General features: G+C 73.4%; 14 protein-coding genes. 5 read left to right on the top strand and 9 right to left on the bottom strand.

Annotated elements, in window-relative coordinates; genetic code table 11:
- The first annotated feature begins 11 nt into the window (after positions 1-11).
- Together KV557_RS23905 and KV557_RS23900 are read left to right on the top strand one after the other, a co-directional pair.
- Positions 12-275 carry a hypothetical protein gene (locus KV557_RS23905; RefSeq protein WP_218203509.1) on the top strand — a complete coding sequence of 88 codons (264 nt, stop codon included), beginning with the start codon at positions 12-14 and terminating at the stop codon, positions 273-275.
- Positions 259-1,806, top strand: coding sequence for an NUDIX domain-containing protein (locus KV557_RS23900; RefSeq protein WP_256177867.1), 1,548 nt, complete (start codon positions 259-261; stop codon positions 1,804-1,806). Before KV557_RS23905 ends, KV557_RS23900 begins: the two co-directional genes overlap by 17 nt.
- Before the next feature lie 135 nt (positions 1,807-1,941).
- Here KV557_RS23900 and KV557_RS23895 read toward each other — a convergent pair whose 3' ends face one another.
- Positions 1,942-3,093, bottom strand: coding sequence for a hypothetical protein (locus tag KV557_RS23895; protein ID WP_218203524.1), 1,152 nt, complete (start codon positions 3,091-3,093; stop codon positions 1,942-1,944).
- A gap of 14 nt (positions 3,094-3,107) precedes the next feature.
- Positions 3,108-4,028 (bottom strand): 5-dehydro-4-deoxyglucarate dehydratase, encoded by a 921-nt coding sequence (locus KV557_RS23890; RefSeq protein WP_218203507.1) that lies wholly within the window; start codon positions 4,026-4,028, stop codon positions 3,108-3,110.
- Between the two features lie 179 nt (positions 4,029-4,207).
- Here KV557_RS23890 and KV557_RS23885 point away from each other — a divergent pair, with 179 nt between their 5' ends.
- Positions 4,208-5,011 (top strand): NAD-dependent epimerase/dehydratase family protein, encoded by an 804-nt coding sequence (locus KV557_RS23885; protein WP_308130042.1) that lies wholly within the window; start codon positions 4,208-4,210, stop codon positions 5,009-5,011.
- A gap of 10 nt (positions 5,012-5,021) precedes the next feature.
- Positions 5,022-5,186 carry a hypothetical protein gene (locus KV557_RS23880; RefSeq protein ID WP_218203506.1) on the top strand — a complete coding sequence of 55 codons (165 nt, stop codon included), beginning with the start codon at positions 5,022-5,024 and terminating at the stop codon, positions 5,184-5,186.
- 24 nt (positions 5,187-5,210) lie between these two features.
- On the opposite strand, the gene KV557_RS23875 is transcribed toward KV557_RS23880, so the two are convergent.
- Complete coding sequence (locus KV557_RS23875) at positions 5,211-5,357, bottom strand: hypothetical protein (protein ID WP_218203505.1); 147 nt, start codon at positions 5,355-5,357, stop codon at positions 5,211-5,213.
- 336 nt (positions 5,358-5,693) lie between these two features.
- Positions 5,694-6,347, bottom strand: coding sequence for a TetR/AcrR family transcriptional regulator (locus KV557_RS23870; protein WP_218203504.1), 654 nt, complete (start codon positions 6,345-6,347; stop codon positions 5,694-5,696).
- Positions 6,348-6,478: 131 nt separating this feature from the next.
- Here KV557_RS23870 and KV557_RS23865 point away from each other — a divergent pair, with 131 nt between their 5' ends.
- The gene (locus tag KV557_RS23865) at positions 6,479-7,441 is read left to right on the top strand and encodes an alpha/beta hydrolase (protein WP_218203503.1); all 963 of its coding nucleotides are present in this window, start codon (positions 6,479-6,481) and stop codon (positions 7,439-7,441) included.
- 133 nt (positions 7,442-7,574) lie between these two features.
- Here KV557_RS23865 and KV557_RS23860 read toward each other — a convergent pair whose 3' ends face one another.
- The 5 genes from KV557_RS23860 to fxsT all read right to left on the bottom strand — a co-directional run bounded on the left by KV557_RS23860 (position 7,575) and on the right by fxsT (position 18,294).
- Complete coding sequence (locus KV557_RS23860; RefSeq protein ID WP_218203502.1) at positions 7,575-8,939, bottom strand: sugar porter family MFS transporter; 1,365 nt, start codon at positions 8,937-8,939, stop codon at positions 7,575-7,577.
- 283 nt (positions 8,940-9,222) lie between these two features.
- A complete protein-coding gene (locus KV557_RS23855; protein ID WP_218203501.1) occupies positions 9,223-10,098 on the bottom strand; it encodes a DUF4190 domain-containing protein in 876 nt (291 codons plus the stop codon).
- 108 nt (positions 10,099-10,206) lie between these two features.
- Positions 10,207-11,271: a hypothetical protein gene (locus tag KV557_RS23850; RefSeq protein ID WP_308130041.1), complete on the bottom strand. Its 1,065-nt coding sequence runs from the start codon at positions 11,269-11,271 to the stop codon at positions 10,207-10,209.
- Positions 11,268-12,524, bottom strand: coding sequence for a CHAT domain-containing protein (locus tag KV557_RS23845; protein ID WP_218203500.1), 1,257 nt, complete (start codon positions 12,522-12,524; stop codon positions 11,268-11,270). The genes KV557_RS23850 and KV557_RS23845 overlap by 4 nt, the downstream gene beginning before the upstream one ends.
- A 4-nt stretch (positions 12,525-12,528) precedes the next feature.
- Complete coding sequence (gene fxsT / locus KV557_RS23840) at positions 12,529-18,294, bottom strand: FxSxx-COOH system tetratricopeptide repeat protein (protein WP_218203499.1); 5,766 nt, start codon at positions 18,292-18,294, stop codon at positions 12,529-12,531.
- Positions 18,295-18,302: the final 8 nt, after the last annotated feature.

Here is an 18,302-nt window from a genome sequence, read left to right as displayed (position 1 = left end):
CGGAGACCCCCATGTTCGAAGACCAGAGATCCGTGCTGTCCGAAGTCCCCCTCCTCCACGAGGTGGTGATCGATCGCGGCCACCTCGACGACGGTCGACCGCGCGAGGGCGTCTTCATGGAGCAGTGCGCCGGCCTCATGTACCTCCGTCCGGTCGGCGGCGGTGTGGAGTGGACGACGCGGGCCGACCAGGTCAGCGTGCTCGACCCCCGGCAGATCGCGCCCGGCGCCGGCGCGCGCTCGCGCCGGCGCCTGCTCAATGACGAGCCGACGTGAACTCGGGCGGTCTCCTGCTCGCCGGGCTCCACGTAAGTTGCCTGGCCGCCGCCGGATTTGCTGCCGTGGAACACGCCTCCGCCCTCCGGCGGAGAGCCTCGACCAATCAAGTCCTCATCTCAGGAGTCGAGTTGAACGACCACCTCATGCGGAAGCCGCCCTGCCGACGATTGGGCCAGCAAGCGTTCGTTCTCCACGAGAACTTCGACCTGGGAGGCGAACTCTGCGTCCTCCTCGTCGACCGGTCTACCGCGAGGGCTACACCTTGCCAGGCGGCAGCGCCGAGGCGGACGAGCTGCCCCACCTGGCCGCGCGCCGCCACCTGGAGTCGGAGACCGGGCTCGTCCTGCGGCTGCGGACGATCCTCACGGTCGACTACGTGGCCCGGCAGCAGTACCCGGAGGGGCTCAACTTCGTCTATGCGGGCGGCGTCGTGTCCCCTCGCCAGGCCAACGCCGTGCGCCAGTACCCGCCGCCGGAGAACATCCGGGCCCTGCACTGGGTGCCCCGCTCCTCGCTCGACGACGTGATGCAGGGTGACCAGAGCCGCCGGGTCCACGACGCATGGGACGCCTGGGAGCACGGAGCCGGTCTGCCGCTGCTCCTGCGCGGCGTCCCGGTTCCGGTCCGAGGAGAGACCGCATGTGCGACACCGCGGGTCGAGCTTCTGTCGTACCCGTCCGATAGGTTCCCGATCATGAATGACGGGATCGACTGGATAGACGCCGAACTGGGCGGTGAGGGCTTCTCCCTCACGATGGTGAAGGACATGGGCCATGAGGAGCTGGCCGTCCACCTGGGTGCGAAGCCGGGCACCCTCATGGACGCGGACACCGCCCGCGAGATGCTGGAGCTCTCGCCCGCTCCGTGGCGCCTGCCCGAATACGCGATGGTGGGGGACACCGGTAACGCCTGGGCATTCGCGATCGAGCCCCCGACGGCCCCAAGCCGTGCCGACCGGTACGCGTCGGGCAGGAGCCTCGCCGGACGGCGCACGTTCGTGCACGTCGTTGACAGCGCCATGGACCCGCCGATGATCGGCGTCTGCGTAGACGGGGAACACGATTGGAGTATGTCGGAGTACACGACCAACGACACGGATCACCCGCTCACCCGCCGCTTGGTCGCCGAAGGCGGATTCGTCGACGCCGGCGACCGTGTCCACAGGTGCGACGAGTCCGATGTGACGATGGCAGACGTGTATCGGGTCGTCGGTGAGTACTACGGGCTGACCCTGCCACGGCAAGCGATCGCCGACCGGCGTCTGCCGCACGCCTTCACCGAGCCCCGGGTGCTGGTGCACCCGCAGGCCCCGTGCCCTGCCTGTGGCGCGAGGATGCTGGTGCACGGTGGCGGCTCCTGGGCGCCGGGTGAGTACCGGTTGGTCTGCGTCTATTACAACGTCCGCAACGTTCCCGGCTACCCGCCGCGAGGATGCCCGGGAGAGATCAGTGCGCCCGTGCCGGCCGAGGCGGTGCGGGAGGAGCCGAACCTGAAGTACGACAACGTTCGCATGCCCTGGACGATGTGAACACCACTGACTTGACTCCATGGGACCTGTCGGATGCCGAGTGGGAGCAGCTGCGGTCGTTCCTGCCGGTGATCGTCCCCGGACGATGATGGTCTTCCACGCGCGGTCGCCGAATTACGAGCGTTGTGGCGGGTGTTACGACGGGCCCGTGCCTACCTTCTCGACGGCGGCGCGGACGGCGGTGAGGTCCTGGTGGGAGGCCAGGCCGAGGTGGTAGAAGCGCAGTTCGGTCGCGCCGGTCCCGGCCAGGTCGGTGCACCAGGCGGACAGGTCGGCGGGGTCGCCGCCGAGTCCCGCGACGGCGCCAACGGTGGCCGCGACGCGTCGACCGGGGGCGGCGTAGGCGCGGACGGCTTCGAGGGCGGCCCGCGAGCGGGTGGGGGCGAGGAGGACGGGTGCAGCGGCGTGTGCGTCCTCCGGGGCCAGGCCCGGGGAGGGGCCGAAGCCGAGTGGGTCCGGCTGGGCGTGCAGGAGGACGGGCAGGTCCGGGCGCTCCGCCGCCACGGCCGCGAGGACGGACCGCCGCAGCTCGGCCGCCGCGCGCACCCGCACCCGGGCCACGGCCGCGGCCGACTCGGGGTCGAGCGCGGCGTCCTGGGCGGTGCCGGCGAAGACCGGGTCGAGTGCGTCCCGCACCTTCGCGCGCAGGGCCCACGGTTCGGCGCCCTCCGCCCGGTAGCCGTCCCGGCAGTGCGGGCAGAAGCAGAGCGAGAACAGCAGCCGCGCCGACGGCGGCAGGGCCACCCCCGCGACCTTGTCGTGCGCGTGCAGGTGGTCGAAGCCGTACCAGCCGCAGGACTCCAACTCCATGCCGGATAGGCAAGGTTGGGCGGCGACCTCGGCGGCCAGCGTGGCGCAGTAGAGCCGCACGGCGGGGGAGGAGATGCACAGCGCCCATGGGTACCGGTCGCCGTAGGCGTTGAGCACGGCCGCCTCGGGGTGGCGTACGCCGAGGCGCTGCCCGTGCGCGAGGACCGTCCAGGCGTACACCTCCACCCCGGCCTCGGCCAGTGACTCCGTGGCCGGCCCGAAGGAGTGCGGCGACCACGGCGCCTCCACGGGCCGCAGCCGCCCGGCGCCGGACCAGCGGTCCTGGTCGGGCCGGTAGTAGACGGCGGCGTGCTCGGCGGTGACGACCTTGTGGCGCGGGTGGCGCGGGGTCAGCGCGCGCACGCTGTGGTACGCGGCGGCGACGGCGGCACGGCGGATGCCGAGGCCGGTGAGACGCGGGGCGCAGGCTGGGTCGCCGTCGGCGTCCCAGGGGTACAGGTACGCGCCGAGTTCCACCAGGGCCTCGCCGCTCATGCCAGGGCCTCGCGCGTCCGCTCAAGCAGCCCGAGCAGCGCCCGCACGTGTTCCGGCTCGGGTTCCGTCAGCGGGGCCCGGACGGGGCCTACCGGGTGTCCCGCTGCCCGGGTGGCGGCCTTGACCAGGGATACGGCGTAGCCGGGGCGCAGGCTGCGCAGTTCGACGTAGGGGCGCAGGAAGACGTCGATCAGTGTCGTCAGCACCGCCCGGTCGTCCTTCGCGAAGGCGCGGTGGAAGGCGAGGGCGAGGTCGGGGGCGAAGCAGAAGAGGGCGGAGGAGTAGAGCGGCACGCCGATGGCGCGGTAGGCGAGTTGGGTGGTTTCGGCGGTCGGCATACCGTTGAAGAACAGGAAGTCCGCGTGGCCGGCGGCGCGGACGGCGTGGACGGTGCGGAGCATCAGGTCGAGGTCGCCGCGGCCGTCCTTGAAGCCGATGACGTTGGGGAGTTCGGCGAGGCGCACGACGGTGTCCGGGGCGAAGACCGTCCGGTCGCGCTGGTAGAGGATCAGGTCGAGCGGGGTGGCGGTGGCCAGGGCGGTGATGTGGCGGATCAGGCCCTCCTGCCCGCCCTCGGCGCCGTACGGGGGAAGGACCAACAGGGCGTCGGCGCCCGCGTGTTCGGCGGCGCGGGCGTATTCGCGGGCGAGTGCGGTGCCGTAGCCGGTGCCGGAGACGACGGGGATGCGCCCGCCGGCGGCGTCGACGGCGACGCTGACGCAGCGTTCGTACTCGGCGGGGGCGAGGGCGGGGAACTCGCCGGTGCCGCAGGCGGCGAAGACGGCGGCGGGGCCGGCGGCGAGGCGGGCGTCGAGGTGGGCGCGGTAGGCGCCGGGGTCGAAGGCGCCGTCGGGGGTGAAGGCGGTGACCGGGAAGAAGAGGAGGCCGTCGAACGTGGGCGGGGTGCGTGCGGGCACGGGAGAGGATCCCTTCGTGGAGGAGGTCCAGCGGTGGGAACTCCGAGGAGCGTAGGAGTGTGCTCGGGGCGCGGTCAAGGGATTGGCGTTCGCGTATATGAACACCAGTCATTGTTGTGAACTCCCCGGATCCTCTGTGACCATGAGGTGGCATCCACCCCCGGACCCAGGGAGTCACCGTGCCCCGCATCCTCGTCACCGGCGCGGCAGGCGCCGTCGGAACCCTGATCCGCCCCCGGCTCGCCCGTCCCGGCCGCGTCCTCCGGCTGCTCGACGTTGCCGCGCTCGAACCCGGTGAGAGCGAGGAGGCCGTCCGGGCCTCGGTCACCGACCCGGACGCGATGCGCGACGCCTGCGAGGGCGTCGACGCCGTGATCCACCTCGGCGGGATCTCCCTCGAAGCGCCCTGGGAGCGGATCCTGGACGTCAACATCCACGGCACCTACACCGTGTTCGAGGCCGCCCGCCGCGCCGGCGTCCCGCGCGTCGTCTTCGCCTCCTCCAACCACGTCGTGGGCTTCCGCACGCCCGCCGAGTACCCGCTCACCGCCGCCACCCCGCCGCTGCCCGACACGTACTACGGCGTGTCCAAGGCGGCCGGCGAGGCGCTCGGCGCGCTGTACCACCACCGCTACGGCCTCGACGTCATCTGCATCCGCATCATGACCTGCTTCGCCGAGCCGCCGAACCCCCGCGCCCTCTCCACCTGGCTCTCCCCGGACGACTGCGCCCGCCTGCTGGAGGCCTGCCTCGCCGTGGAGCGCCCGGGCTACCGGATCGTCTACGGCGTCTCCCCGAACACGCGCGGCGGCTGGGTCTCCCTCGACGAGGCCCGTGCGCTCGGCTACGCCCCCGCCGACGATGCCGAGGTCCACGCCGAGAAGATCCTCGCCGCGCACGGCCGGCCCCCCGCCGACGACCCCGTCTTCGCCCATCTGGGCGGCCACTTCACGTTCCCCGACCTCGACGCCGACCACCTCTGATGGGCCCCTCGTGACCACGCTTCCGCCCGTCCAGGGCTACGCGCCCCGCACCGGGACGCAGGTCGGTCCCGTCGTCCCCGCCACGACGCCCGAGCAGCTCGACGCCGTCTGCTCCGCGCTCGCCGAAGCCGCCCCCGCCTGGGCGCACACCCCCCGCGCCTGCGTACGGCGGTAAGGCGAACGCACCGGCCACGTCCGGCTACGACGTGGCGGGTGCGTTCCAGGCGGTCGCCGAGAACTGGACGGAGGCGGGACTGGCGGTGACCGGGACGACCTTGACCAGGGCGACCGCCTTGGGAGTGGTCGTGAACTCGCAGTACTCGTTGCCGGGACGCAACTCGGTCACCTTGACGTCGAGACCGTTGTTCCCCGACCCGGCGGCGGCGTCTTCACACGCCTTCGCGCCGAACTGCGCCGCACACAGGGGCGACGCCGCGAAGCCGGCGGGTGCTGATCATCCGGTTCCCCCAATTCCGCCGAGTCACAGCCTGGTGACTGACGCCCGCAAGCTACCAGCTGCCATTGCGCCGTGGGGCGGTTTCGCCTGGGAACGCACCGCCCCACGAGCGGGACGGACATCGGCGAGGACGGGTAGCGGCGGGTCGCAACTTCGGACGCCCCGTGTGCCGACCGGAGTCCGGCCCGGCGACGACGGACCGCTTCGCGCCGGCGATCCGCCACGTCAGGGGATCTGAGCCTCGATGTGGGCGAGTTGGGCGGCAAGGATCTCCTCGAACGCGGCGCGGCGGTCCGCTCCGAGGGGGCGGATGTCGCGGGCGAAGTGGGCCAGGGCGGGGAAGCGCTCGGGGTCGGCGCCGAGTACCGCGACGCGGAACAGCTCCATGCCCTGTTCGTACTCCTCGGGGGTGATGGTGCCGATCCCGGCCTCGGAGGCGATCAGCGCGGCGAGGAGGATCACGATGCGGTGGTATCGCACCGGGACCTCCTCGTCGGGCAGGCCGGACGCGCGCAGGGCCTGCAGCAGCTCCTCCATGACCAAACGGGATCCGGTGCCGCCGGACGCATAGCGTCCCCACACCGTGGCGAGTTGGGGTTGCTCGCCGAATGCCTCGCGCAGGCGCAGGGCCAGGGCGGTGATGCGCTGCTTCCAGTCGCCCTCGGGGCGGTAGCCGTCCATGGCGGCCAGCAGGATCCGGTCGGCAACCGCGCGCAGCAGTTCGGTCTTATTGCGGAAGTGCCGGTAGAGGCTGGAGGAGTCGGTCCCGAGCGCTGCGGCGAGTTTGCGCACGCTGAACGACTCGGCGTCGCTCGTGCGCAGCAGTTCCGCCGCCGTGTCCAGGATCTCCTCGGTCGACCATCGCCTTCGGCCAGTCATCTCGCCCCTCTCGTCCGGACTCAGCTTAACCTATGCACTTGCTGATGCACGCACTGCGTGCATAATGAGGACAAGGTGCTGTCCGACCGCAATGACACACCCGGCAGCCGGCCGGGAGGGGAGAGGGAGACATGAGCGAGACCACTACCGCGGCGCGGCCGCTGGAGCCGGACTTCTCCGTGATAACGACCGAGGAACTGCTCGCCTACCGCGACGCGGAGAACCGCTTCCGGGCCTCCAGCGCGATGCGGGCGATCACCGGGGAGCCGGACCCCGGCGCAGCGATCGACTGGCAGCAGATCGCGCTGCCCGGCCGCGACCTGCCGGTCCGGGTGTACCGGCCGGCGTCGACGGGCGACGGCGAGGCCGCCGCCCGAGCCGACCTCCCACTCGTGGTCCATGTCCACGGAGGCGGCTTCGTGGGCACGGCGGTGCAGTGCGACTGGACCAACAGCCACCTCGCCGCCCGACTGCCCGCGCTCGTGATCTCGGTCGAGCACCGCCTCCTCGCCCCGGACAGCCCGCTCGCGAACGCCGCCGACGACGGCTGGGACGTGCTCGACCACGTGGTGCGGTACGCCGCGCAGTGGGGCGTCGACCCGGCGCGCACGGCCGTGTTCGGCGAGAGCTGCGGCGCGCTGATCAGCGCCCTGACGGCCATCCGGGCCCGGGAGGCCGGCCTGGAGCTCAAGGCGCAGGTGCTGGTCAACCCCGCTGTCGACGTGACCGAGACGATGTACGACTACCCCTCGATCGCCGAGTACGCGTACAGCCCGACCCGCGCCCTGCCGCAACTGCGGCTCATCCAGCGGCTCGCCGTCCTGCCGGGAACCGACACCCACGCATTCTCACCGCTGTACGCCGACGACCTGAGCGGCCTCGCCCCGGCGCTGCTCGTGGTGCCGACCCGGGATGCGCTCGCCGATCACGGCCGCCGCTACGCCGAGCGGCTGCGCGCGGCCGGGACGCCCGTGCGGCTTTCCGAATACCCGGGCGCGAAGCACGCGTTCCTCGCCATGCCCGGCGTGGAACCACAGGCCGAGGCCGCCCAGGCGGAGATCCTCCATTTCCTCCGTGCGGCCCTGGCGAAGTGACGGAGGAGCAATGCGCCCCACCCTTGGACCCGACGGCCTGAGACCGTGGCGAACTTCGTCGGACCGGCCGACGGATCCAAGCCGTGGCGTCATCCCGGGACCGGTGCGTGGCAGTTTCGGGAGTACAGGGCCTTCACCTGCGCAGGCCGAGCTCGATCTGCTCCAGCGTCCGGCCCTTCGTCTCCGGGACGACCCGGTACGTCAGCACGAGCAGCACCGCGTTGACCGCGGCGAAGACGTACATCGAGCTGCCGATCCCCAGGTGATGGTGGTCGGACATGATCGGGTACACGGCGGTGACCACCCCGGTCGCCGCCCAGAGCAGCACCGCCGCCACCCCCATGCCCGTGCCGCGCGCCTTGAGCGGGAAGACCTCCGCCATCATCACCCAGACCACCGCGCCCCACCCCAGCTCGTACCCGGCCAGGTACAGCACCAGCAGCACGACCGTCAGCGCGCCCAGGGTGCCCTTGTCGTGGACGTGCGTGACCACCCAGCCGGTGAGGCCGAGGGTCACCACCATCACGGCGCTGCCGATCAGCAGCAGCGGCTTGCGGCCCCAGCGGTCCACGACGAACACCACCCACGCGGTGAACGCGAGCTTGGTGACGCCGAGGATGATCGCCGAGAGCAGCGCGGTGTTGGTGGTGAGCCCGAGCGAGAGCAGCATCGTCGGGAAGTAGGCGTTGATCGCGTTGACGCCGCTGAACTGCTGGCCGACCGCGAGCAGGAGGGCCACCAGCAGCATCGGCCGCACCCAGGGCGCCCACAACTCCCGGACGCGGTAGGTGGTTTGCTCGGCGTCGAGGCGGATCACGGCACGGATGGACGCCAGCTCCGCCTCGATCTCGTCGGCCGGGTGGGTGGCGGCCAGGACGGCCCGCGCCTCGTCCTCGCGGCCCAGGTTGACCAGCCAGCGCGGCGTCTCGGGCAGGAACGCCAGCCCGGAGACCAGGATCACGGCCGGCACCAGCGCGCCCGCGAACATCCAGCGCCACAGGTGGTGCGGCTGGAGCCAGTAGTCGACCAGGAAGGCGATCAGGATGCCGCTGACGATGAAGATCTGGTTGAGCGAGCCCATCGCACCCCGGATCCGTGCGGGCGCCAGCTCGGAGAGATAGGTCGGCACGGTGGCGGAGGAGAGGCCCACCCCGAGGCCGAGCACGATGCGGAACGCCACCAGCGCCCCGAAGCCGGGCGCCAGCGCACAGGAGAGCGTGCCGACGATCACCACGCCGCCCGCCGCCATGATCGTGCGGCGGCGGCCGATCCGGCCGGTCAGCCGGGCGGCGAGGCCCGCGCCGAGCATCGCGCCGACCGCCAACGAGGCGGTCACGACGCCCTGTTGGAAGCCGGACAGCTGCCAGGTCTTGGCGATGACGACCAGGATGCCGGCGATGACGCCGAGGTCGTAGCCGAAGAGGATGCCGCCGAGCGCACCGAAGGCGTAGAGGGTGACGGGATTGATCCTGCGTGCGGAAGTGCGGGGTCGGCTCATGGGGGATCGCCTCGTCTCGTGGGTGGCGCGTGGGTTGTGGGGTGCCGTGCGAGGGAGGTGCCGATTCCGGGAGTGAAGCGGCTGGCGCGGGACAGGTCAAGACCTCTCGTCCACATCCACGAATAGCCGAGGCGGGTAACGCCCGTATATCAGAGCCTTTCTGGCGATTCACCCGTTCAAGTCGGTGAACTGTGAACGGGATTCGGAACGCAAGGAGCGCACGCAAAGAGAAAGCGGCCCGGGCGGATCACCCGCCCGGGCCGCTGGAGTCGGCGGCGCGCCGTCAGACGGGCGTGGCGGCCTTCGAGTCGTTGCCGGGCTTGACCGTGCCCGACCACGGGGTGGGGGAGATGAAGACGCACAGCGCGTCCCGGTCGTCGAACAGCCACCAGCGGCCCTGGCTCGGGTAGAAGTACCCGATCGAGCCGCCCGGCGGGACCTCGGCGGACTCCGTACGGGCCTCGCAGAGCCGTCGGGCGCTCTCCTCGACGGCGGCCACGCCCGGGTAGGACTTCCCGCCGGGGATTCGCGCCGAGGCGAAGACCTCCAGCCGGTGCGGCCGGTCGCACGGGACGATCTGGTAGTGGCTCGGCTCGGCGCGGAACTTGGCGAGGTCGTCGGCGGCGCAGTCGCCCGCCTTGAGGTACCAGGCGCCGGCCCGCCCGGCGGCGACCGGGTGCCCGTCCTTGCCGCGCGCCGGCCCGGACGTCATGTCGTGCAGGCCGTACGCGGCGACGCCGCCCACCGTGGCGGCCACGACGGTCCAGGTGCAGGCGAGCACCAGGCCCGCGACGGCGAGGCCGAACCCGCCCTGGCGCCGCCGGAAGATCCGGCGGAACGCGCCGACGGCGAGGCCGATCGACACGAGGGAGAGTGGCGGGACGAACCCGAGGATGCCGAGCACGAAGGAGGTGACGGCCAGCCCGCTGACCTTGGCCTTCGGCTTCGGCTGCGGGACGGCGTACGGGGGCCAGGCGTGCGGACCGGCGGGGTGAGGTCCGGAAAGGTGCGGTCCGGCGGCGTATGGGCCGGCCGGTTGCGGGTGGCCGGGTACGGCTTGGGCGTTCGGTTGCTCACCGGGCGGGACGACGGCCCCGGCGTCGCTCGGCGGCGGCGTGGTGGGCTGGTCGGCGGACGGGTCGTCTATGGGCCGTGACACGGTGGCTGGTTTCCCCGGAGAGTTCGGTGCGTGAGGGCCCGTTCCCGACGGGCTGCCCGGCGAATATAGCCGATGATCAGATCACCGCTGACCTGCATGCCCTGCCTGTCAGCGCGAGTGCGACGCGAGGCTCAGCAGCAGGTGGGCCGACTCGGGGTGCTGGAAGTCCGAGTGCGCGCCCGCCGGCGCCAGCCGGGTGGCCAGGCCGCCGTGGTAGACCCCGCTCGCGTCGACGTTGACGATCGGGTGGTCCAGCACCTCGCGCGGGTACGGCGCGTCGGTCGGGTGCAGCAGCGTCGAGAACTGGTGCACCGGCGCCACCCCGGTGCCCGAGTGCCCGATGCCCGGCCGGCCCTCGGCCCGCAGGTGCCAGAAGCCGGTCGCCCGGTCCCAGCGCGAGTGGGTCAGCACCAGCGGCCCGCGCAGCGGCGCGCCCGAGCGCCCGGGCACGGCGAACAGCCGGGGGAAGAGCCGGTCGAAGGCGTCCCGGGGCGCGGCCATCTGGAAGACCAGCGCGCTGTCCACGGTGAACGGCCGCGCGGGATCGCCCGGCCGGCTCCAGCCCAGCACGCGGGGGCCGGCCGGTCGCTGCGCCGCGTGCTGGACGGCCTCGCACAGGAACCGCCCGCCGAAGGAGTGCCCGACCAGGTGCAGGTACTGGCCGTTGCGGTTCGCCAGCACCGCCGGGTCGGCCGGGTGGCCGCGGTCCGCGTCCAGGTACCCGAGCAGGTGGCCGAGGACGTACCCGGCCTGGCCGCGGCCCGGGGTGCTCATGGCGTGCGCCCGCTCGCGGATGCGCCGGTACCCGCCGAGCGAGGGGAGGCTCGACGACGGCCAGCGCACCACCACGCACCACGGCCGGAACCCCCGCGCCAGCCCCGGGTACGCGGCCGGGGCCGCCCGGTGCAGTTCGGCGGCGCGCGCGAGCAGGGCCCCGGCCGCGCGGTCGGCCGCCGCGGCGCCGGTCTGCCAGCCGTGGACGTACACGTAGATGTCGGTGGCCCGCTCCGGGACGCGCAGGTGGCGGGCGAGGTGGTCGGCGACGCGCGCCTCGGGCACCGGCGTCCGGGTGCCCGGGACGAGCAGCCGGCCGTCCTCGTCGAGGTCCACGGCGGCGGGCCGGACGGCTGGTCGGCCGGCGGGCCTCATGCCGGGCACGGTGCTGGTCGTCACGGGGTCAGCTCCAGGATGCTGTCGATGCCGCAGTGCAGGGAGTAGGTGAGCGCCAGCGGGTTGCAGTACTCGCGGGCGAACCGCCGCACCAGCGCCTGGGTGATCTCGCCCGCCGTGAACTCGCCCGTCAAATACAGGTCGAGGAAGGCGAAGGCGTACTCGGCGGCGAACTCCTGCGGGATCTCGATCTGCGGCCCGAGCACCCCGTCCGCCCCCAGGTCGACCAACGCCCGCCCGAGGTGCTCCAGTTCGGCCGCCGCCGACTGCCCGGTGTGGCAGGCGTTCAGCAGCACGAACGGCCGGAACAGGGCGTCCGGCGCGTCCAGGTGCCGGCGGCGGTGGCGGCGCACCAGGTCGGCGTCGATGTGGCGGTCGTCGGAGAGCCGGACGGCGAGCTGCTCGTAGGCGGAGCCGTTGTCGACGAACTGGCCGTGGCACCAGAAGTACATGACGTCCTCGTCCAGCACCGCGGTGGACAGCGCCTCCAGCAGCCGGGCGGACTCGGTGCGGACGGTGAGCCGGGAGCGGTCCTCCAGCAGCTTGCGGACCTCGGGGGCGCGGCCGATGAGTTCGAGGGTGTCGTCGGTGTTGAGGCTGGTGACCGGCCTCGTCCGGGCCGGGTAGGGCGGCTGGATCGGCGGGTAGGCGGTGCCGGTCTGCTCCACCTGGTGCCGGTGGCCGAGGAAGTCCGTCCACGGGTCGGCGCGGCCGCCGTCGACGGCGAGCATGGGCCAGGGGAGGTGCAGGTCGGAGTCGAAGCTGACGCGCAGCGGGCCGTCCTCGGTGAGCGTGCGGGTGAGGAACGCGCGGAAGAGCGTCAGCTCGCGGTCCGTGCCGTCGAGCATCGTCTCCAGGAAGTACCGTCCCTCCTCGGCGAGTTCGGCCACCCGGTTCTCGGCGACCGGCGCGAGATGGGAGACGTCGGCGGTGGACGCGAAGGGGTAGTCCGCCGGCAGCCCGAGGTCGTCGACGGCGGCGTACCGGACCAGGCGGTCACGCCATATCGTCCGCAGACGGGCGGCCCTGGCGAGGAGCTTGGTTCCGGATATATCCAGGTCCGCGCGGTTCGGGCGGGTCCGTGGAGTGCGCTCGCCGGGCCGGAACGCGGAGATCTGAAGCGAGTCGTCCCGGTGGCGGCGCAGCGACACCACGAGGTCCAGCGGAGGAGGGTCCTTCGGGCCACCCTGGCGTGGCAGCCGGGTGTAGTCGGCGGACGGGTTCTGCTGGATCTCGACGAGGAGGTCCCGGGGCACGTGGTTACTCCTGCTCTTGCGGATGCGGCACGTCCACGACGACGGCGAGGTCCTGGAGGGCGGCGCCATGACCCCGGTCGTACACGGTGATCCGGACCCGGTGCGGCCCCGGCAAGGCCGGGACCAGCGCGAACGTGGCCGGCTCCCCGGCCGGGGCGCAGTCGGCGACGGTGGGTTCGAGCACGGCGTCCGAGGCCACGGCGGCCACCAGCCGCAGCTCCGGCAGCCCGCCCGGATCGGCGTCCGGCACGTCCGGCTCCAGCCGGAGGTGGAGCCGGACGGCGGCGCCGACCGCGGGCTCGTCGAGCAGCGTGATAACAGGGCGCCAGGCGGTGCGGGACACGGTGACGGACGTGCGGCGCGTGAGCCGGGCGGGCAGGGGCGGCTCCGGCACCCGGCAGATGGGCGCGGCCGGGAGGGGCGCGGGCTCTCCCTCGTCCAGCTGGACGAGGGAGAGCCCGCTCTCCACCGCCAGCGGATGACCGGGGCCCATGACCGCGTCCCGCCCGGCACAGACGGCGACCAGCGACTCCCGGGCGGCCTCGCGGCGTCCGGCCGCCGCGAGCGCCTCGGCAAGGCCGATCGCCAGGGTCGGGGAAGCCTTGATCTCCCACGGCCGTAGGGCACCGACGGACAGCATCCGCTCGGAGAGGTTGCGGTGGCCGTCGCCCAGCGCGGAGAGAGCCGCCGGCCCGGCCTCCGGGGCGCGGTCCGCGACGATGCCCGCGTACACCCGCACCGCCCCGGCCGGATCGCCGGCCCGGAACCGGGCGTGGGCCAGGCTCTGGCGGAGGCTCACGGTCACGGGATGGCGGGGACCGCGGCTGTCGGTCGCCTCCTCGACGAGCTCCTCCAGGAGGACGACGGCGCGCTGCGGACGGTCTCCCTCGACCAGCAGCAGGGCGTGGACCCTGCGGGCGAACAGGATCCCCTCGTAGGTCCTGTCCAGGCTCCCCCGGGCGGTTCGGGCGAGGTCGGCGGCCAGACCCAGCGCTGCGGTGTGGTCACCGCGGAGCTGAAGGGCGACGGCGAGCTCGGAGCCGACCCAGATGGACGACGAATGCTCCTCGTCCACCAGCTGCGCCACGCCGTCGGCCACGGACTTGTAGTCGTCCACCGCTTCGTCGAGGGCGTCGGCCGTCAGGCGGGTCTCGGCCAGGTCGCGGCGGAACTTCAGGACCAGAGGGTCCTCCTCGGCCAGGTCGGCGGTGGCGAGGTCAATGGCGGTCCGGTGGCAGGTCACGGATTCGTCGTAGCGGCCCGCATCGCGGTGGTTGAGCGCGATGTCGTCCCAGGCGTCCCAGGTGTCGGGATGATCGGCCCCCCGCAGTCGGGTGAGGGACACGCGGACGGCCTCGTAGAGGACACCGGCGCGCTCGTGCCGCCAGCTCCGGCGCAGCGCGTAGGCCAGGGCGGACAGGGTGGTGAGTGTGTCGGCGTGGTCAGGACCGTGGATGCGGGTCCGGTCGGCGGCCAAGGCCTGGTACTCGCCGATCGCCGCGCGATGGTGACCGGCGCGGAGGTGGGCCTGGGCAAGGTTCCCCCGTTCGTCGAGGGTGTCCGGGTGATCCGGCCCTTGGACCCGGGTCCGCTCTGCCACCAGCTCGCGATACGACTCCACGCCGAGCTCTGCCTCGCCGACCTCCTGGTACGTCCAGGCCAGGAAGGAACGCAGGCTGAGGGTGTCCGGGTGGTCGGCGCCCTGGACCCGGGTCCGGTCGGCGACCAGGGACTCGCGGTCCGCGCGGGCCTGACGGCACAGGCCCGCGTCGAACCGCGCGTCGGCGAGGTCGGCGCGCTCCTTGAGGGTGTCGAGGTGGTCCGGGCCCTGGATCCTGAGCCGGTCCCGGACGAGCGCCTCACGGAGTTCGGCGGCGAGCCGATGGCGGCTCGCCTCGTGGTGGACGCGGGCGAGCAGCGAACGCGTGCTCAGGGAGTCGGGGTGGTCCGGCCCGAGGACCCGCTCCCGGTCTGCCAGCAGTGCGGTGGAGAGCTCCACCGCGAGGTCGAGGTCGCGCTCCGCCAGGCGTTCCGAGGCGATCCAGTACCGGGCGTTCAGGACCTCCGGATGGTCGGGGCCCTGGATCCGGGTACGGTCGGCGAGCAGGCCCTCGTACAGCCCGATCGCACGCTGGTGATCCTCCGCGACGCGGCAGGCCGCGGCGAGTGAGGTGCGGGCCCTGAGTGTGTCGGGGTGGTCGGGGCCCTGAGTCCGGTCCCGGAGTTCGGCGAGCGTCTCGAAGAGCTGGATCGCGCGGCTGTGGTCCTGGGCCCCCGAGTACACCCAGGCCAGCTCGGCGAGGGTCGACAGGGTGTCGGGGTGATGGGCGCCCTGGACGCTGGTGCGGTCGGCCGAGAGGGCCTCCAGGAAGCCGATCGCACAGTCGTTGTCGCCCGCGTCCCGGTAGGCGATGGCCTGCCACGTACGGTTTCTGAGGGTGTCGGGGTGATCGGGTCCGTGTGCACGCGTCGAGTCCGCGACCAAGCGGTCGAAGAGTTCGGCCGCGCGACGGTGGTCGCCCGCGTTGCGGTGCGCGGCGGCCTGCCACCAGCGGGTGTTGAGGGCGTCACTGTGGTCGGGGCCCTGGATCCGGGCGCTGTCGGCGATCAGGGGCTCGTACAGCGACAGCGCGTGGGTGTGGTTCCCGGCGGCGGTGTGGGACCGGGCCAGTCCCAGGCGGTCGCTCAGCGTCTCCGGGTGGTCCGTGCCGCGGGCGCGCGCACGCTGGGCGGCAAGTTGCTCGAAGCAGCGGATGGCACGGTGGGCGTAGCCGGACTCCCGGTGGAACGTCGCCTGCCAGTGGCGCGTGTCGAGCGTGTCGGGGTGGTCGGGCCCCTGGGTCCGGGTGCGGTCGGCCAGCAGCGACTCGCAGAGTTCGAGGGCGCGGTGGTGCTCGCCCGCTCGGTGGAAGGTCATGGCCTGCCACATGCGGGTGTTGAGGGTGTCGGGGTGGTCGGGGCCCTGGATCCGGGTGCAGTCCGCGACCAGTGCGGCGATCAGTTCCTGCGCGCGCCGGTGGTCACCCGCGTCCAGGCAGACGGTGACCTGCCACCACCGGGCGTGGAGGGTGCCCACGTGGTCCGGGCCCGCGATCCGCAGCCAGTCCGCGACCACCCCGTCGCACAGCTCCACCGCGCGGAGGTGGTTGCCGACGTCACCGTAGGCCTGGGCCAGGTGCAACCGGGCGATCCGGGTCGCGGGGTGATCGGCTCCGCTCACCCGGGTGTGATCGGCGACCAGCCTTTCCCATTCGGCGAGCGCAGCGAGGAGGCGCCCGGCGGCGTTGAGCGCCCGGGCCAGGTCGGCGCGCTCTTCCAGCGTGTGCGGGTGGCCGGGTCCTTGCACGCGGATCCGGTCGGCCACCAGCCGTTCGCGTTCCGGCACTTCGCGGTGGCTCGGGCCCGCGAGCCGCAACGCGTACGCGAGGTCGCCGCGCTCCTTCAGGGCGTCGGGATGGTCGGGGCCCTGAACGCGGGCCCGGTCGCGTGTCAGGGCCCTGTGCTGCTCCACGGCGCGGCGGGGCTCGCCCGCGTCGCGGTGGGCGCAGGCGAGACCGTTGCGGCTGTCGAGGGTGGCGGGGTGGTCGGGTCCCAGCGCCCGGGTGTAGTCGGAGACCACGGCCGCGAGCTCGGTGACGGCCGCCGCCGGGCGGCCCGCCTCGCCCCGGGCGGTGGCGAGCCGGCAGCGGGCGGCGAGGGTCTGCGGGTGGTCGGCGCCCTGGACGCGGGTTCGGTCACGGACGACGGCCTCGTGCCCGGCCACGGCCGCCGGGTGGTCGCCGGCCACCGCGCGGGCGGACGCGAGCCAGCCGCGGCTGGTGAGTGTGTCGGGGTGGTCGGCGCCGAGCACCCGGATCCGGTCGGCGACCGCCTCCTCGTACAGGGCGACGGCCAACCGGTGCTCACCGGACCTGAGTCGGGCGAAGGCCAGGCCGATGCGGTGGGTCAGGGTGTCCGGGTGGTCGGGCCCGAGCACCCGGGTGGCGTCCGCGAGCAGCCGCTCGAACTCGGCCACCGCCTCCGCGTGCCGCCCGGCCGTCTGGAGCGCGTACGCGAGGCCCGCGCGGCTGGACAGGGTGTCGGGGTGGTCGGCGCCGAGCACCCGGGACCGGTCGGCCACCACGGCCGTGAACTCCTCGACGGCCCGGGCGTGTTCGCCCGCCCGCCGGTATGCGTGGCCGAGCGTGTTGCGGTCGGCGAGGGCGGCGGGGTGCTCGGGGCCGAGCAGCCGGGTGCGGTCGGCCAGGACCGCCCGGGTCATGTCGATCGCCCGTGCCGGGTCGCCGGTGCGGGCGTGCAGCTCGGCGAGCCGCCCGCGCGTGGTGACCGTGTCGAGGTGGTCGGCGCCGAGCAGCCGGGCCTGGCCGTCGGCCAGCGCGGTGACCAGCGGGATGGCGAACACCCGCTGCGCCTTGTCGGAGAGCTCGTCGGCGGCCAGCCGGTACAGCGCGATGGTGTCCGCCGTGGGCTGCTCGGACGGGCCGGTGGCGGCCAGCTCGCGGATGTGCGGCAGCAGAGCGCGGCGGATCCGCAGGTCGGCGTCGGGCCAGAGCCGGACGGCGGCCTCGGCCAGCCGGCGCTCGGCGCGCCGGCGCAGCTTCCCGCCGCCCTCGGCGGTGCGCAGGACGGTCTGGAGCAGGCGGTGGACGGCGACGGTGGTCCGGCCGAGGGTGATGAGGTTGAAGTCGGCGAGCAACTGGAGTGCGGCGTCGACCTCGTCCGGCCGCCGCCCGCCGAAGGGCACCAGCGCCTCGCGCGGCAACGCCTCCGGGGCGTACCAGGCCAGGGTGCGCAGCAGCTCGACGGCGAACGGGGCGGTGGTCTGGACGGTGCGCAGGGTGGTCTGCCAGAGCCGGGCCACGGTGTCGACGGCGCTGGGGACGGCCCCCGGACGTGCCGAGCGCAGCAGGCGGCGGCGGTAGGCGGCGAACGTGGTGCGGGTCTGCTGGACGAACGCCCCTGCCTGGGCGAGGGCGAGCGGGAGGTGGCCGAGCTCGTCGGCGAGCGCCTGGGCCTCGCCCTGCTCGGCCGGGTCGATGGCCGCGCCGGGGTAGGCGGTGTCGCAGAGCAGCCGGGCGGCCTCGGGGGCGTCCAGGACGTCGATGCGGACGCGCCGGATGCCGGGGTGCCAGCCGCTCGCGCGCCGGCTGGTGACGAGCTGGTGGCCGCAGCCGAGGAGCCGGCCGAGGTACGGGGTGAGGTGGAGCGGGTCCTCGGCGTTGTCGAAGACGAGCAGCCACCGGTCGTGGGCCCGCAGCCAGGCCAGCGCCCACTCGACCTGCTGGCCCGGGGGAGCGGTGAGCGCCCAGGACGGGTGGAGCTGGACGGCGAGGTCGGCGAACGCCTCGGCGAGCTGCTCCTCGGACTCGGCGGTGATCCACCAGATCAGGCGGTAGCGGTCGGCGTTGGCGTAGGCGTAGTGCAGGGCGAGGGTGGTCTTCCCGACGCCGCCGAGGCCGTGCAGCGTGGTGGCCTGGGTGACCAGGCCGCTGCCGTCGCCGTCGGAGAGCGCCTCGGCGATGGCCCGTAACGCGGCGTCCCGCCCGACGAGCCCGCCGCCGGAGGTGGGCGGCAGGTTGTGCCACGGGGGCGTTGCCTCGACGGTCAGTGCGGCCTGCGCGGCGGCGGGCGGCAGGACGACGGTGCGCTGCTCGGTGTGCGGGTTGCCGGCGGTCGCGGAGGGCGCGGACGGGCGCCGGCGCTGCTCGAACGCCTCGTGATCGGGCAGTCCGCCCTCGGGCCGGACATGCGTCGTCCTCGACGTGATCACTTCGGCGC

This window comes from Kitasatospora aureofaciens (assembly GCF_019192735.1).
GTDB classification, from domain to species: domain Bacteria; phylum Actinomycetota; class Actinomycetes; order Streptomycetales; family Streptomycetaceae; genus Kitasatospora; species Kitasatospora aureofaciens_A.
Note: the sequence above shows the minus strand (reverse complement) of the source record. Positions and strands in the feature narration are given on the sequence as shown.

What these genes read in the sequence shown, in the direction of transcription:
- KV557_RS23905 (WP_218203509.1), top strand. Translation starts at nt 12, where the DNA reads ATGTTCGAAGACCAGAGATCCGTGCTGTCCGAAGTCCCCCTCCTCCAC.
- KV557_RS23860 (WP_218203502.1), bottom strand. Translation starts at nt 8,939, where the DNA reads ATGAGCCGACCCCGCACTTCCGCACGCAGGATCAATCCCGTCACCCTC.
- KV557_RS23900 (WP_256177867.1), top strand. Translation starts at nt 259, where the DNA reads ATGACGAGCCGACGTGAACTCGGGCGGTCTCCTGCTCGCCGGGCTCCA.
- KV557_RS23865 (WP_218203503.1), top strand. Translation starts at nt 6,479, where the DNA reads ATGAGCGAGACCACTACCGCGGCGCGGCCGCTGGAGCCGGACTTCTCC.
- KV557_RS23870 (WP_218203504.1), bottom strand. Translation starts at nt 6,347, where the DNA reads ATGACTGGCCGAAGGCGATGGTCGACCGAGGAGATCCTGGACACGGCG.